Genomic DNA, 16,108 nt, shown 5'->3' with positions numbered 1-16,108 from the left:
AAAGATGCTTTTAGTTTATACTCAGGAAATAACCAATCGGCTAGAATATACTTTCGAATTTATTTTCGAAGAAATTCTGGACATTGAATTGAAATTGACAACTGATTTGCAGGAATTTGACGAAAGTGATCAGCCTAAACTAAACTACTCCGGTCTCAAGCTGGACTGCCCATTAAAAATCCATCCTCACCCGATCTTATTTCAACGTAAAATATGCTATCAAACCCTTGCCCCCATTTCGTTTAACAATGAAGTGTATTTTTTTGAATCCTCAGCCAGTTCATTTTTACCTTTCGATCCTTTCGCAGCCAGCTTTTTCATCATCAGCAGATACGAGGAATACCTGATGCGCCAACTCGATAAACATCGCAGATATCCGTCTCATCACAGCATCTTATATCGCAATCATCTGCTAGATAAACCAATTGTTAATCAATGGGCACAGCTAATCGCACAAAAAATTAAGTTGCATTATCCCGAATTTGACTACCGCCCTCCCCGGTTTGATTTTCTTTCAACCATTGATATTGACAATGCATGGGCATATAAAAACAAAAGCTGGAAGCGCACACTTGGAGCACTTGCCAAGGGAGTTATAAAAGGCGATCGGCAGCAAATCCAGGAACGGCTAAAAGTTATCCGGGGCGAAAAAGAAGATCCGTACGACACCTACAACTATGTTTGCAATCAATACAAAGAACATAAAGACCTGTTGCATTTTTTTGTATTACTTGGTAAGCCCGGCAAATATGACCGGAATATATCTCCCAAAAATGAACAATTAAGACAGTTGGTGCGCGATTTAAATTCATTCTGCAGGGTATCCATTCACCCCTCCTACCGTTCAACCAGAAACCGAAGAGAACTCACCAAAGAAATTCAAACTCTGGAGCAAATCACACACAACGATGTTAAATCATCACGCCAACATTTTCTTCGACTCGAACTCCCTAAAACATATCGCCGTTTAATCAGTGCCGGAATAACCAACGACTACACCATGGGATATGCGGACCAAGTGGGTTTCCGGGCGGGAACCTCAAACTCATTTTGGTTTTACGACTTAAAAAAAGACGTGCCAACTCAATTGCGAATTCATCCGTTCCAATTGATGGATGTTACCTTAAAAAACTACCTGAAGCTTACCCCGGATGAAGCCCTGACGATAATTGAGAAATTAATGGGCGAAATTCGAAATTATGGCGGAACTTTTATAAGTTTATGGCATAATGAAAGTCTGAGTGATCAAGGAGAATGGGCGGGCTGGCGCACCGTATTTGAGAGGATGACCGAACAGGCATTTAAATACAAGGATGAACAAGTTAAAAGTTAGCTATCTCAACAATAAAAATATCAACCGAAAAAAATGGGAAATGTGCGTTGAGCAATCCAGCAATTCGAGCATTTACGCGCGTTGCTGGTTTCTCGATATCGTTTGCCCAAATTGGTACGCCCTCATTTGGGGCGAATATGAATATATTATGCCTTTACCCGTATTTCAAAAATTCGGCATTACCTATTTATCCCAGCCTATTTATTCTCAGCAAATTAGCATATATCCGCCTCCGCCGCAGAACATTATAAATGGAATGCACAAATGGGTTTCGCTCCATTTTAAGTATGTACACCTGTCACTAAGCCCTGAAAGCACAACCAATATTTCAGACTTTGCCATTGAAGAACGAAAAAATTTCATTCTCCCCTTAAATTCTCCGATACAGGAAATCGAAAACCGTTATCATCCCGAAACCCGCAGAAATGTAAAAAAAGCAAGCCAGGCAATTTTTGTCGTAAAGCCAATTGCGGCTTCCGAACTCTTGAACCTAAAAAAAAGCTATCCAGGGGTTGAAGATAAAAACGCTCAGGCAATATTAACCAAAATAATTTTGAAAGCACTATGGCTCAATAAAGGGGTGATTTATGGAGCTTACACTTCTAATAATGAATTGTGCGGAGCCGCTTTTTTTCTGTTTGACACAAAAAGAGTATATTACATGAACTCTGTTTCGTCTGAAATTGGGAAAAAATATCGGGCTATGTATGCAATCATACATCAGTTTTATCGAGACAATTGCGAACAAAATTTGTTATTCGATTTTGAAGGGTCTCAAAATCCAGGAATTGCTCACTTTTTTAAACGGTTTGGATCCGAAATTGAAATTTATCAACACATTCATAAAAATAAGCTGCCATGGCCACTTAGGCTCATGAAAAAATAATCATGACATTTATATCTAAAATACTAAATATTGTAGCGTCCTCTTTTTCTGTCGACCAGTTGAGCCAAGGAGAAGAGGTACCTATTCTTTTGCCATACTACCATTTAGTGAGTGATAAAGATCACCCATTTCATTACAACTATAACTTTCCATCGACAAAACGATTTCGGCAAGATTTAGATTTTTTACTGGATCATTTCGACCCAATTTCTTTAGAAGAATTGCACACGGGACTAAATCTCCGCAATACTTTTCATTTAACGTTTGATGATGGATTACGCGAATGCTACGAAATAATTGCTCCAATCTTAAAAGAAAAGGGAATACCAGCCACTTTTTTTGTCAATCCGGCTTTTGTTGACAATCATGACCTTTTTCATCGCTACAAAGCCGCCGTTCTGAATCGCTTCTTTGCAAAGAAAGGAGTTAAAACTGAACTTAAGAAAACTTATGCGGATCTACTTTCACTGGATCAAACGGCCGAAGATATCGGACTTAAGTGGGAAGAATATTTAGATGAAGAGAAGCCTTATATGAGCATGGAGCAACTAAAACAAATGGCTGAAGATGGCTTTACAATTGGAGCTCACAGTTGGGATCATCCTGAATTTTGGCTCCTGGATGACGATCATCAACTCGAAGAAATAAGTGATAGCATGGAATGGCTAGTTGCTAATTTCAACCCAACAATAAAAGCATTCGCCTTTCCTTTTACTGATTTTGGAGTTTCTGATTCAGTCTTCGATACCATCCATCGAAAAAGAATATGCGACATCACTTTCGGCACAGCAGGAATTAAAAGTGAAAAAATACCAAATCATTTTCAACGATTACCAATGGAACGAAATGGCGTGCTTAGCGCAAAAGATATTTTAAGAGAAGAATATCTTGCTTTTAAAATAAAAAAACTCTTGGGTAAACATTACACTGAAAGAAACTGATAAAAAGAGAATATAACCAGATTGCCAAAAACGACACAGGAATAACACCCTGTACTCCATTCACTTATATCTTCGTGCATCTAAATATCAACTCTCGGCTCCCATCTCCAAGCTGATATCTTTCAGCATACTCTTTTGGCAGCTTTTCTGTATAATTAATTTTTTCTACCTTGAATCCTTCGCTTTTCAAGCGTTGGTCAAAATCCAATCCATGCAATCTGCAAAGATCAGACTCTCCGTATTTCAGTAGTCGCTGTTGATCAGAATTAACCGATTTATCTTCGAAAGTAATTTCTGAATTCAGATCGATTAACGTCATCACGAGTGCAGTCCCATCTTCTTTTAACACCCGTTTCATCTCGCGAATTGCCCTTGCCTCGTCAGGAATATGGCCAAGCACATGAGAGCAAATTATCAAATCAAAATAATTATCAGAATAAGGAATTTCAGTAAGATCAATTAAGTGGGTAGCATTCGCCTCGTTAATATCTCCATCCACATACTCTATATCGAGCTTTTTAAGAATCTTAAAAAGGCAATCTTCAGGAGCAACATGAAGAACCTTCAAATCATTTTTAAAAAGAGACGTTTCATTTTCGAGATAAAAATTCAAAATACGCGTTCGTTCCAACGACCCACAGTTCGGACATTGAGCATTCGAACGCTTGACATTTCCTTTGGACAGAAATTTTCGAAATGATCGATCGCAGCAATTACAAAAGTACTTGTCTCCAGAATAAAAAGGACTAACAGCCTTCCGAAGTCTAATTCTAACATTATTTCTAGTCCTTTCCGAAACGAATTGCTTATACAGTTGCTTTATCATATTCGTGATCGTTTGTCTGAAAAAAATCTTTTGCTGAAAGGACGCAAGTTAGTAAAAGTCCACTAACGACAATCTTTGTCCATTATAATTTCAATATGTGACTACATCCATCCAGTTGTAGGTTTTTTTATAAAAAAAATCACTATTTTCGGCAAAAATATGCACCATGGAAGTTATCAACCTTAGCGAATCTAATTCTATCTTTAATCAATATCTTGCAGAAATTCGTGATCACGAAATCCAAAAAGATCCACTTCGATTTAGGAAAAACCTACAGCGTTTTGGAGAACTATTTGCTTATGAAATAAGCAAGACATTGGATTTTAAAGTGTGTGAGGTGAAGACCCCTCTAGGCGTTGCTAAAGTTCCAAAACTAGACCAACAGCCGGTATTGGCAACCATTCTTCGTGCCGGATTGCCATTACAACAGGGATTGCTTGAAATTTTTGACAGAGCCGAGAATGCCTTTATTTCTGCCTATCGAAAATACGACGACAAAGGTGAGTTTCACATCGAATTTGAATATTTGGCCTCTCCTGACCTGAATGAAAAAGTTGCCATTTTATCTGATCCTATGCTGGCTTCCGGCTCTTCCATGGAAATTGGTTATAAAGCTTTGCTTCAAAAAGGAGAACCTAGTCACGTGCACTTGGTAGCAATTATTGCCAGTAAAAAAGGGGTTGAATACGTTCAGAAAAGTATACAGGCAGATAATGTTACACTTTGGGTGGGAGCCATTGATGATGAAATGACCGTAAAATCATACATCGTTCCGGGATTAGGTGATGCCGGAGATCTGGCGTTTGGGCCCAAGGTAGATTCGCACTAAAACAAGTTCTTTTAGGTTGCACACCAATAAACAATATCACCACGGTGTTGCAAAACGTTGTTTTCCCGATAGATTTAAACAACTGCTCCAACCCTAAATGTCCTGTCTTATTCGGCAACAAATCTTAAATTTTGTGGAGCGATAGCTAAACTATTTAGTCTTCGATAAAAGCTTCACGCAAGACCACGCAAGCATATTTTAGCACTTAACGGATTGCGATTTGCATTCATATCTCCTAACAATCAAAGAGTCGGTTCTTTGTAGGCCATACCAGATACAGCGTGAATGCAATTGCACCTATAGCGTATAGAATTAATGCTCCATAAAAAACAATGGGAGCCAAATCTAAGCAGCAAGAGAAAAAACCCAATAATAGGGTGATGATAAAACCGACAAAACCCCAAATCCCCAAATAAAAACAACTTAAGACCGCAGCTTTTTTAATCATAACCTTTTTTTCTCAAAAATAAAATCTTAATTTAAACTTTTGTTCTATTTAAGTGTGATATAAGTCTCATTCAGGTGTGATATCTTTGTGCCTGTAGTCAACAATCAGAAAATGGAATCATTAAATATAAAGTGCCGGAATTGCCGAATAAAATCAACCTCAGTCTCATTGCTTGATCAGCATGAACTAGACTTACTGGAGAAAGGATGCTTGCAAGTTAGCTTTTCGAAGGGGGAACTTCTATTTAAGGAAAATGGCCCTGCCAAGTACATCACGTACATTAGAGATGGATTTGTAAAACTGAGTAAAAAGGGAGCGGGGAACAAAGAATACATTTTAGGAGTCTACAAAAAAGGAGCTTATGTCGGTTTACACAATCTCAATCTTTCATATAACTCAAATTATTTTTCAGCCTATGCCATAACTCAATCCGAGGTCTGCTTTATTGAAATCAAGCCGTTTAAAAAATTACTCGAGAATAATGGGATGTTTGCAACTGAGATAATCTCCTATATTTTCGATGATGAAATGAATTACTTTGAACGTCTAATCCACAATGTGCAGCAGCAACTACCCGGAAGATTGGCCAATGCGTTATTGTATTTTCGACAGAAAGTGTATAACCAAAATCCATTTTCGTTAAACCTAACCATGACAGAGTTCGCTTCGTTGATTGGAACAACCCGTGAGAGTGCAACTCGAGCCATGAAAGAATTTCAGGATAGTGGAATAATAAAAACCAGCAAAAACAGCATCGAAATTATTGACGCGGCCAAGTTGGAAGAAATCAAAAGAAAAGGATAAAGAAAATACCCAAATTGTGTAAACATCTTTTTTAAAACGATGTTTATATTCATCTACAATAAAATAAACCGGTTAAATATTCCTGTTTTATCTGATAGCTTTGCAGCGATGATCTTTTTGCGTAAACATATTGCGGGTATACTTGCCCTGGTTTTTGCATTCCCAATTTTAATGCAATCAGTTCATATCGTGCTTCATCATGCGCGAGAAGCAGAAGAAGATCACATCTGCCTGCATTCAGAAGAATCCCACAACGAAAATGATCATGCAACATTCGATTCGTCGGCGGAGAGGTGTTTAATTTGCCACTATGTGTTCACAACCTTTAGCCCAGCTAAAATAGATCACTTCAATTTTACCCGACCACTCCATTTTGGATTAATCAATACACCAGCTATTCTCCAACCCGAAATTGCTATATCCAAGGGAGTCTCTCTTCGGGCACCTCCGGCTACGTCGTAAATAGGCAGACTCCTTTTATCAATAATTATACAACTCATTAAATTTTGGTTAGTGGAGGTGTGACAATTATAGGCACACCCTATTTTGCTATCCTTAATTCAACTTTTTTCATTGCATGAGAAAATCTATTGCGATGGCTGTGCTTATTTTAAGCATGCCTGTTCTTGTATTTTCGCAAGAATATAACCTGAAAGGCCGGGTGATTGATGAAAATCAACTGGCTTTACCAGGATGTCATATCCATTATCAAAATCGTTTTACAACCACCGACAATCATGGTAGTTTCTCGTTGAAACATATTGTTGATAAAGAAGTCGAGCTGCAGGTTTCGTTTATCGGTTATAATCAGCTTGATACAATTATTAAGCTTCCTTCGCCTACTAATATTGTTATTCAGCTGAAACCCGAGAATAAGCTTATTCAGCAAATTTTAATACAGGGGAAAGGAGTAACAAAAGCCGGAGCTTTAAAACAAGAAACTTTGAGCAAACAGTTCCTGACCAAAACACAATCAGGCTCTTTTATTGGGTCGTTAAATCAACTACCAGGAGTTAACTCAATGGATATCGGCTCCAATATTTCGAAACCTGTTATTCGTGGATTGAGCTTAAACCGAGTGGTGGTAAGTGAAAATGGCATCAAACAAGAAGGACAACAATGGGGAGCTGATCATGGTCTTGAGATTGATCCATTTGCCGTTGAGACTGCCGAAGTTGTAAAAGGTCCATCATCCATTGAATATGGTAGCGATGCCATTGGTGGCTATATCAATATTAATAACAACCTCACTCCTGCTCCAGATCAAACATCAGGAGAAATTAATTTACTGGCGAAATCAGTAAATAAGCTCATAGGCTTATCCGCCAATATTGAGACTCGAAGCAACCATATTTACCTCAAAGCGCGAGGTACTGCGTTAGACTTTTCTGACTATCACGTACCAACAGATACAGTTATTTATTTATCGCGGAAAATTCCGATTTTCAATCAATACCTAAAAAATACGGCTGGTAAAGAATATGACGTTTCCGGACAGCTGGGAATCATCACAAACCAAGTTAAAAGCTCAATCGCATTTAGCCGGGTTTTCCAAAAAACCGGATTTTTCCCCGGTTCGCATGGAATCCCCAATTTAGCGAGAGTACAAGACGACCATAACAAGAGAAACATCGACTTCCCGTTTCAGAAAACCACCCATTACAAAGTGATTAGCAATACCAATCTTCACTTCATGCATTTTTCACTTCAGGCAGACTTGGCCTTTCAGGATAACAACCGAAGCGAATGGAGTCAGTTCCACACTCATTATTCCGGACAAACTGCTCCAACCGTGAATCCGGATCTGGAACTAAATTTCAGACTTAAAACCTATCAGGCTAACTTTAAAATGAACATTTACAATTTAAATGGAAATTCTCTCTCGGCAGGAATACAAAATCAGTGGAAATTAAATACCATTGATGGTTATAACTTTTTCTTACCTGAATACAAAAGCCACTCATCCGGTCTTTTCATAAAGGATGAATATCAAGTAAATCCGAAACTGAACATTCATTTAGGGTTACGTTACGATTTGAGTCATGTTAGAACTGAAGAATTCTATGATCGGTTTCTAGAAGATTACCTCATCAGTTCTGGTTCCGAAGAAGAAGAGGCACACCAATATGCTACAAGAAGTACTAAAATAAGCAAACAATTTCAAAACTTCAGTTGGCTAGTTGGCATTGTGCTGAAACCGTCCAAAATGATTTCGACACGACTGAACCTGGGGAAAGCATTTCGAACCCCCTCCCCGATTGAACTATCGGCTAACGGAATCCATCATGGATCGTTCAGACATGAGCAAGGCAACTATCAACTATCAGCAGAAAGAGGATATTATGCCGATGCTGGCATAGAATGGAAAACCGAGAGTTTTCAGCTGGAAGTTAATCCATATATTTACTACTTTTCGAACTACCTATACTTAAACCCTACGGGAGAATGGTCAAAGCTACCACATGCCGGACAGATCTACCGCTACTCCCAAACAAAGGCAGTTTTATCAGGAATTGAGATTCGACTTATAAAAAGCTTTTGGCAGCGATGGAACATTCAGTTCAATAGTGAATACATCAGAAACGAACAGCGGTCGGAAAATACAAAACAGCGTTATCCGTTACCATTCACGCCTCCGACAAATGTTTTTATCGAACTTCAATACCAGCTTAATTCAAAAAACAAAAGATTTCAGAACACCAGCGTTTTTATCAACCACAAATCAGCTCTCGACCAAAATCGAGTTGCTCAAAACGAACTAAGTACGTCAGGTTACCAGGTCGTTGGAGTAGGACTAAACACAATGATAAAATGGGGTGAAACGCCGATTGAACTGGTTTTTCAGTCCAACAATATTTTCAATGCAAAGTACTTTAACCACCTTAGTTTTTACCGCAAACTGGAGATTCCCGAGCCGGGTCGAAACACTCAACTTTTAATTAAAGTCCCTCTAACGTTCTGAGAAAGTTAATTCAACATACCGCCCTGTTTATTTGCTTAGTTTTCTTATTCAATGGAATTTCGCGAAATCTTCACTTTCTGTTTTTTCACCAACATAAAACAGAAGAATCATCAAACACGCCATTTTTAAAGACTGGAACTTCAAACATTAACTGTCCATATCGCCATTCTCCAATAATCAATCTCAGCCCTTTTGAGGTCAAACACTTAAAACTCATTATCACCTTTATTGGCTTTTTATACCTTTTAAAAGAGAAAAAGGATCCGGAAGTGGAACTTGAACTTGGCTATACCCAACGTGGTCCACCTCTGTTTATATGCTATAATATCAAATAGAAATCATATAATAACTTGTAAAAACAATACAGCATGAAAACATATCACAACACACATACAACGCTAATAATCAGCATATTTACTATTGCTATTTTATCGTCATGCAACAAAGATGAGGTTGACAATACCCAGCCAATAATTACCATTGATGAACCCATGGAAAACGATACACTTTATATTGGCAGTGATGCTCATTTTGAGTGCGATTTCTCTGATGATACTGAATTGTCTTCCTATAAAATTGAAATACACAATGATTTTGATGAGCATTCTCACGTCAAGTCAATCAGTATTGAAGAAGACTCCGTTGCCTTCAGTTATCAAAATTCGTGGTCGTTTGACGAGGGATTGAAGAACACTCATATCCATCATCATGAGATTGTGATTCCTGAAACAATTGGTGGCGTTCGAACCGCTCAGGGAAATTATCATTTCGGAATCTATTGTACCGACATTGCTGGAAACGAATCGCATCAGTTTATCGATGTTATTTTAGTAAATGGTGAAGACCCACACGAAGAAGATTAGAAATGAGTTGAATTACTCACCTCAATCTTATTCTCATTAAACCCGTAAAGCTGTGACTGGCAATAGTCTCAGCTTTTTTTCACTCCAATCAGTCAACATTAAGGAAAAATTTGGACAATTAAAGAACATATGTTTTATATATTTGCGTAAATTTTGAATCATGATGAACTTAGAGAAAAGAAAAATATCGGCTTACATAAAGCTGCGTCCACGTTATGGGGAGGTTGACCAGATGGGCTATGTTTATCATGCCAACTATGTGAGCTACTGTCATCAAGCCCGAACTGAGTTACTTCGGGAAATAGGTATCAATGATAAGGTTCTTGAAGAACAAAACATCATGCTCCCGGTCATCAGCATGAATCTTCGTTATTTAAAGCCAGTTCGGTACGATGACTTAATCATGGTAAAAACATACATCGAAGAAGAACCTTGCACTCGCTTTTCCTTTCGATTTGAAATTATAAACGAAAAGAACGAATTGGTTTGCACCGCAACTTCCGAAACAGCATTTGTAAACAGCATGAGCCGAAAGCCAATGAGAGTTCCGGCAATTGTTATTAATGCTATCAATAAAAAACCTGAATCGTATTTCCACGAACAAGCACAGAGCTGAAGTTTCAACCGGTATTTTTGTCGAGCAATCCGAGAGGGGTAACAGTGGGGCAACTTATTGGAAAGGGAAACTAAGCCAGCAAAAATACTTATCGTCTGAATTTCCGTTATCTACCTTTGAATGATCGCTTCGATTTGCTCTTTGTTCTGAATATCGGGGAATTGATCCAATATCGTTCCGGCGACATCCTTCGCCTTTTTGGTCTGCTGATACTTGACGTGCAGATTAAGCAGAGCCATGTAGTAATTTGAATCCATCGGACTAATATCAATTGCTCTATTTAAATAGCCTTCAGCACGGGAATAGTCTTCTTTAAAATCAAACATCATTGCCGTATTATACATGACTCTGGCATTATTTGGAGAGTATTCAGCTGCTCTCACCAGATAGTCCAACGACTCATCATATCGTTGTTGTTCCGATAGAAATAAAGCATAGGTAAATAAGGTATTTCCATCTTCCGGATAGTGGTTTAAGTAGTCTCGAAATAAATCTTCGGCCTTTGCATACTCCTTTTTGGTATAGTACAACATGGCCAGGTTAACTTTTACCGGATGCAGCAAACTATCTTGTTCTAAAGCTCTTGTAAAAAACTCTTCTGCTTTGTTGATCTCGTTATTGTTATAGTAGAAGTTTGCCAGGTTAAATTTGCCTGTCGGGAAGTCAGAATTGTACTCTAAATACGATAAGTGCTCCGCTTTGGCCTTGTTATAGGCTGGCTTGTATTTTTCCGGAATTTGTCCCTGATCAAGGGTACTGAGCAATATCGCACTTTCGATACGAATTGCTTTTGTTTGGTCATTTAATAAATTTAAAGCCACACTCAACGTTCTCTCATCGGTAATGGATAAATTATGCAACGCCTGATATCTGATATGGTTATTGGCATTTCCTAAGGCTTCGATTAATAGCTCTTTCCCCCGTACAGGATAATATAAGCCCAAATATTCCAATGCCGCTGCTCTGATTATTTCAGGATAAACGTTGTCCCTGTAGATATTCACCAGGGCATCATACCCTTCGTCACTCCCGGTTAATGCTTCCTTAAAAGCAATTCCATACTGGTATGGCCGGCCAATGCCGTGCCATTTATTCACATGTTCAATGGCCCAATCAACCGACTCCTCATCATGGCATTGATTGCAAGCATTTGGGGTCCCCAGCTCTTTGGTCAAATCCGGACGCGGGATACGAATGCTGTGGTCGCTACGATAATCAACACTCATATAAAATTGAGCCGGCATATGACAATTGACACAACTGGTACCTTCTCCAACTTCAAACTTCACCCCGTCATCGGCAACAACAGCCTCCCCTTCTTCTCCCTCATATTTATGAAAGTGATGGCTGTACGTGTCATAATCGTCAGCACGGTGACATTGCGTGCACAATCTGTTATCGTCGAACAGAAGTTTTGTACTGTGGACATTATGACAATCGTTGCACTTAACGTCGCGCATGTACATCTTACTTTGAGTGAATGATCCATAGACGTAGTCTTCATCCAGGATCTGCCCGTCAATATGATAAGACTCACCGGTAGGTAAATTTGGAATGCTATGGTTATAGATATCGCCACTGTGGTTAAAATCTTCCAGCGCTGATCTGCGGGAATGACACCTGACACATAAGTCGACATAGGCCTTGTTGTCAATATTACTCGTTTGAACCACCAAGCCGTAATTGGTATCTGTATCCCTGGCATATTCTGCCTTCGCGGCCCAGTCCACATGCTCTGAGGCCGGGCCATGACAAGCTTCGCAGCTAACATCAATCTCACTCCAGGTGGTATGATAGCTGTCAGTTTCAACATCGTACCCTTTGACCAGGTTGGTCGAATGACAGTCCGCACACATGGAGTTCCAGTTTTGAGCCTGATTAGTCCAATGCAACCAGTTTCCGTGATCAATAATCTCATCTGTATAAACAGCTTCTGCCATGTGATACCATTCGTTGTGCTCCGAATCCCACGTGATTGGCAAGGTCTGTAACCGGCCTTTGTCGAACTCAATCAGGTATTGCTGTAAAGGGTCATAACCAAATACATACTTAATTTCAAACTCTTCCAAGCTGCCGCTTTCACCATCGGTTAACACATAAAAACGCCCATCCCGTTTATACATTTTATGAGTCATGCCGTTATACTCAATGCTTTGGTTGTTAAAATCACCCAAAACTGTTGAGTCATTGGCATGGTCCATGGCTTTATCATGATCCGATCCCACCCAATCATTATACTCGTTCAGATGGCATTCAATACAGGTTTCGCGTCCAACAAACTGCGGCTCGACAGGCCCGCTCTGATCTCCTCTCAAAAGTACATTCACAAACAAATACAATGGCATAGACGCCACCAAAACAACAATGGCGATAAGACTTATTCTTTCAAATATTCTACGATTTTTCATGTCTGCTAAATTGTATTTGAATGCATGTGTTAAGTGTTAAAAACTCGAATATACTTTGTCGTTTTTATGTATCGTATTTATTATTCTATCCGCACTAATCAAACGTAGGTCAGTTGCGACTTCAAAAATGATTTTCGTCTTTTAACAACACTGGTATCAACATACAGCTCTCCGTTTTTAATGGTCATTGGGTAGTAATCCAGGGGACGGGTGGCGGGTGAAGAGATGACCTCGCCCTTAGGGCTAAATTGTGATGCATGGCAAGGACAATTAAAGCCACCTGTCTTCGTATTGTGATTGATCACACATCCCAAATGCGTACATTTTATGGATAGTGCCATAAACCCGCCATCTTCAAACCGTTTCAAATAAAAATGATGACTCAAAAAAGGGTATACCTGATTCTTTTCATACGAATCGGATTTCCCAACCCGTATCAACTTTTTATCTTCAGATAGCCTGGCTTTATTGGTAATGCCGCCTTTGATTAAGAATAGTGCTTCAACCGATGCAATTGCCACAAGTAATCGTTTTATAAACCGTCTTCTGTCAAATTTCATATCCGCAGCATTAAAAAATTAACAACATCCCTTCGCCTCTTAGTAAGAGCGAGATCAGCAACATCGTCAGGTACGATACCATGATTACCGTTGTTGAGGCCATGATCATTTCTGTATTGTGCACTTTGTATTTTTTAAATCCGTAAAAAAGGAATGCTCCAACTGGGATTGCATACAATAAAAAAGGAACTATGCCAATACTGATCCATGAAGGAGAAGAGCTCAACCATACATCAAAATGCAAAAAATGATCAAGCAAATAGATCAATCCGAAGGTGAAGAAAAATGAAAATATTGCGGAATGGATCACGAGTTTTTTTCCTTCCGGTGAATTGAACCAAACTCCAATGTTTAGATTTTTATAGTTCAAATAAGGAACCGCAATAAAAAACAAAAGCAGGTAACCCGGAATGATAACCGCACTAAAAGCCGGATGTACATGGAGCAATAGCTCTTGGGCTCCTAAAAAATACCAAGGCGCTTTACTCGGGTTTGGACTCAGGTTCGGATTAGCCTGATCTAAAAGTGGTGCCGAATAAAAAACGACAGCTAAAAATAAACCCGCAAGAAGCAACAACGCAACGGTGACCTCTTTTACCAGCAGGTTTGGGATTACCGGAACCTTCTGTGTTTCTTCCACCTCGGGTAATGCCACCCCTCCTGCTTTACGGACCAACCAAAAGTGCATACCCACAAAAAACACGAATAACAGGGGCAGAACACCGGTGTGCAAATTGTAAAAATTAAGTAAGGTATTCGAATTCAAGGTTTCGCCACTACGAATGAAATTTGCTAAAGAATGTCCAAAAAGCGGGATGTATTCAAAAATCTGGGTGAAGATAGTTATCGCCCAATAAGCAAGTTGATCCCATGGTAATAGATAACCGGTAAAACTTGATGCCAGAACCAGAAACATCAAAACAAGTCCATAAATCCAGTTTTCAGCTCTCTTTTTGAATATCGCCTGAGAATAATACACGCGTAACAAGTGCAGAAATGAAGCAATCACCAATAAATTTGCAGACAAATGATGCAGGCTGCGTAAAAACCCTCCGAAGATCGTATGGGTGTTTAAATTCACAATAGAATCGTAGGCTTGCTCAACCGTTGGGATGTATGAAAAACGCAGGATCATCCCGGTTATCGCCAAGATAATAAATAACAGTGCGCATATACCTCCCAAACCAAAAGTCCGGTTAAATACAACCGCCCGTTCATCGATCGTTTTTGGATGTAAATGCAACGCAAATTTCTCCAGTGAAGAATAGTTTCGTTTAGCTGGATGTTTTGTGTTCATTATAAACTGTTCAAGAAAAAATGACAAGTACCAAAACAACTTGAGATTTTAAATATTACTGAGGAATATTTTATTCCATCAAGCGAATAATTTTGCCTAAGTGTCAAACCAAATCATACAAAGAAAAGGATTTTTAAAGAATTATTCCTATCGCCAAGAAAAGATAATCTATTGCTTGAATTAAATTGCATGTATTAAAATGCAGAGCTGGGAAGAAAACTGTAATCTGCCCCCTAACTGGCTACGCTTAAGATTAGATCATTCCAATTATTGTTGCTGCTTATGTCCTGTTGAAATGTTGGAAAATCAGTTGAGAGTCTTCCATCTATCACTTTCGCCTGCATCTTAACAAAAAAACAAAATGATAGAGCATCAGCGTTTTTATTGCACCTTTTGTAAATATGGTCATCCATACAAACGAAAATCCGCTTCTTCAAGGCATCATAAGAATCGAGAGGTTTTCATGCTTTCCTCTATACGATCTTAGACAAGTTTCGAGGAATTCTCCTGAATAAAATCAAACAACGAGCAGAAATTATTTTATTTGTATTAGCAAATTTTATCAGAAGGGAATTGGCATCATGTATTTTGAAACAAAAGAATTTTTAAAGCACATCTCTATTGATAGCGTAGTCTTTGGGTTTCATGAAAACCAACTCAAGGTATTGCTATTAAGAATGAAAAAGACCAATGAGTGGGCTTTGCCCGGAGGCTTTGTTAAAAAGCAAGAAACGCTGGAAAAGGCTGCTAGTCGTGTTTTGAAAGAAAGGACTGGGCTCAACGATATTTTCTTGAAACAGTTTAGCGTATTTAGCGACCCAAATCGGTCACGCAAAAACCCCGCAGCAAAAGAATTATCAGATCCGGGAAGCAATTCCAGCTTTGCGTGGTTTTCAAATCGGTTTATCTCTGTCGGCTATTATGCGCTGGTCAATTTTTCGCAAGTCGAACCCACTCCCGATTTTTTCTCAGATCGTTGTGAATGGCAGAGTATTGACGAAATTGATCGACTCATTATCGACCACAACCAGATTATAAACAAAGCACTTGAAACCCTTCGTCTTCAGCTAAACTACCAACCTATCGGATATAATTTGCTGCCTCCAAAATTCACGATGCCCCAGCTTCAGAAGCTTTACGAAACCCTACTGGGAAAAACGCTGGATCGCCGAAACTTTCAGCGTAAAATTCTTTCGTATAAAATATTAAACAAGTTAGACGAAAGAAAAACGGGAGGTGCTCATAAAGCTCCATACCTGTACGAGTTTAATCTGGAAAATTATCAGAAAGCGCTTCAAAATGGTCTATACGGAGGCTGGTAATGCCTGATAATAA

Annotated in this window: 14 protein-coding genes; 10 read left to right on the top strand and 4 right to left on the bottom strand. The window is 39.0% G+C overall.

Going from position 1 to position 16,108, the window contains the following annotated elements:
- Positions 1-4: 4 nt before the first annotated feature.
- Genes GR929_RS03480 through GR929_RS03470 form a run of 3 tightly spaced genes read left to right on the top strand, consistent with a single transcriptional unit; the run spans position 5 to position 3,160 of the window.
- Positions 5-1,333, top strand: a complete 1,329-nt coding sequence (locus tag GR929_RS03480) for a polysaccharide deacetylase family protein (protein WP_159517547.1) — start codon at positions 5-7, stop codon at positions 1,331-1,333.
- Entirely contained in the window at positions 1,314-2,219 is a 906-nt protein-coding gene (locus GR929_RS03475) for a hypothetical protein (RefSeq protein ID WP_159517546.1), read from the top strand. The genes GR929_RS03480 and GR929_RS03475 overlap by 20 nt, the downstream gene beginning before the upstream one ends.
- A gap of 2 nt (positions 2,220-2,221) precedes the next feature.
- A complete protein-coding gene (locus GR929_RS03470; RefSeq protein WP_159517545.1) occupies positions 2,222-3,160 on the top strand; it encodes a polysaccharide deacetylase family protein in 939 nt (312 codons plus the stop codon).
- A gap of 64 nt (positions 3,161-3,224) precedes the next feature.
- Here the strand turns inward: GR929_RS03470 and GR929_RS03465 are convergent, their stop codons facing one another.
- The gene (locus GR929_RS03465) at positions 3,225-3,791 is read right to left on the bottom strand and encodes a class I SAM-dependent methyltransferase (protein WP_159517544.1); all 567 of its coding nucleotides are present in this window, start codon (positions 3,789-3,791) and stop codon (positions 3,225-3,227) included.
- A 361-nt stretch (positions 3,792-4,152) separates the two neighbouring features.
- On the opposite strand from GR929_RS03465, the gene upp reads away from it, so the two are divergent.
- The 6 genes from upp to GR929_RS03435 all read left to right on the top strand — a co-directional run bounded on the left by upp (position 4,153) and on the right by GR929_RS03435 (position 10,508).
- Complete coding sequence (gene upp, locus GR929_RS03460; RefSeq protein WP_159517543.1) at positions 4,153-4,815, top strand: uracil phosphoribosyltransferase; 663 nt, start codon at positions 4,153-4,155, stop codon at positions 4,813-4,815.
- 559 nt (positions 4,816-5,374) lie between these two features.
- Positions 5,375-6,067, top strand: coding sequence for a Crp/Fnr family transcriptional regulator (locus GR929_RS03455; RefSeq protein ID WP_159517542.1), 693 nt, complete (start codon positions 5,375-5,377; stop codon positions 6,065-6,067).
- A 39-nt stretch (positions 6,068-6,106) separates the two neighbouring features.
- Positions 6,107-6,529: a hypothetical protein gene (locus GR929_RS03450; protein WP_159517541.1), complete on the top strand. Its 423-nt coding sequence runs from the start codon at positions 6,107-6,109 to the stop codon at positions 6,527-6,529.
- 115 nt (positions 6,530-6,644) lie between these two features.
- Positions 6,645-9,029, top strand: coding sequence for a TonB-dependent receptor (locus GR929_RS03445; protein WP_159517540.1), 2,385 nt, complete (start codon positions 6,645-6,647; stop codon positions 9,027-9,029).
- 368 nt (positions 9,030-9,397) lie between these two features.
- Complete coding sequence (locus GR929_RS03440; RefSeq protein WP_159517539.1) at positions 9,398-9,892, top strand: DUF4625 domain-containing protein; 495 nt, start codon at positions 9,398-9,400, stop codon at positions 9,890-9,892.
- 160 nt (positions 9,893-10,052) lie between these two features.
- Positions 10,053-10,508, top strand: a complete 456-nt coding sequence (locus tag GR929_RS03435; RefSeq protein ID WP_159517538.1) for an acyl-CoA thioesterase — start codon at positions 10,053-10,055, stop codon at positions 10,506-10,508.
- 110 nt (positions 10,509-10,618) lie between these two features.
- Here the strand turns inward: GR929_RS03435 and GR929_RS03430 are convergent, their stop codons facing one another.
- The 3 genes from GR929_RS03430 to GR929_RS03420 form a co-directional block, all read right to left on the bottom strand.
- Positions 10,619-12,916, bottom strand: coding sequence for a multiheme c-type cytochrome (locus GR929_RS03430; RefSeq protein ID WP_159517537.1), 2,298 nt, complete (start codon positions 12,914-12,916; stop codon positions 10,619-10,621).
- A 98-nt stretch (positions 12,917-13,014) separates the two neighbouring features.
- The gene (locus GR929_RS03425; RefSeq protein WP_159517536.1) at positions 13,015-13,476 is read right to left on the bottom strand and encodes a QcrA and Rieske domain-containing protein; all 462 of its coding nucleotides are present in this window, start codon (positions 13,474-13,476) and stop codon (positions 13,015-13,017) included.
- A gap of 10 nt (positions 13,477-13,486) precedes the next feature.
- Entirely contained in the window at positions 13,487-14,773 is a 1,287-nt protein-coding gene (locus GR929_RS03420) for a cytochrome b N-terminal domain-containing protein (RefSeq protein ID WP_159517535.1), read from the bottom strand.
- Between the two features lie 581 nt (positions 14,774-15,354).
- On the opposite strand from GR929_RS03420, the gene GR929_RS03415 reads away from it, so the two are divergent.
- Complete coding sequence (locus GR929_RS03415) at positions 15,355-16,095, top strand: NUDIX hydrolase (protein WP_159517534.1); 741 nt, start codon at positions 15,355-15,357, stop codon at positions 16,093-16,095.
- The last annotated feature ends 13 nt before the right edge of the window (positions 16,096-16,108 follow it).

This window comes from Sunxiuqinia indica (genome assembly GCF_009847015.1).
GTDB lineage: Bacteria > Bacteroidota > Bacteroidia > Bacteroidales > Prolixibacteraceae > Sunxiuqinia > Sunxiuqinia indica.
The sequence above is the reverse complement of the archived record's forward strand: the minus strand, read 5'-3'. Positions and strand labels throughout refer to the sequence as shown.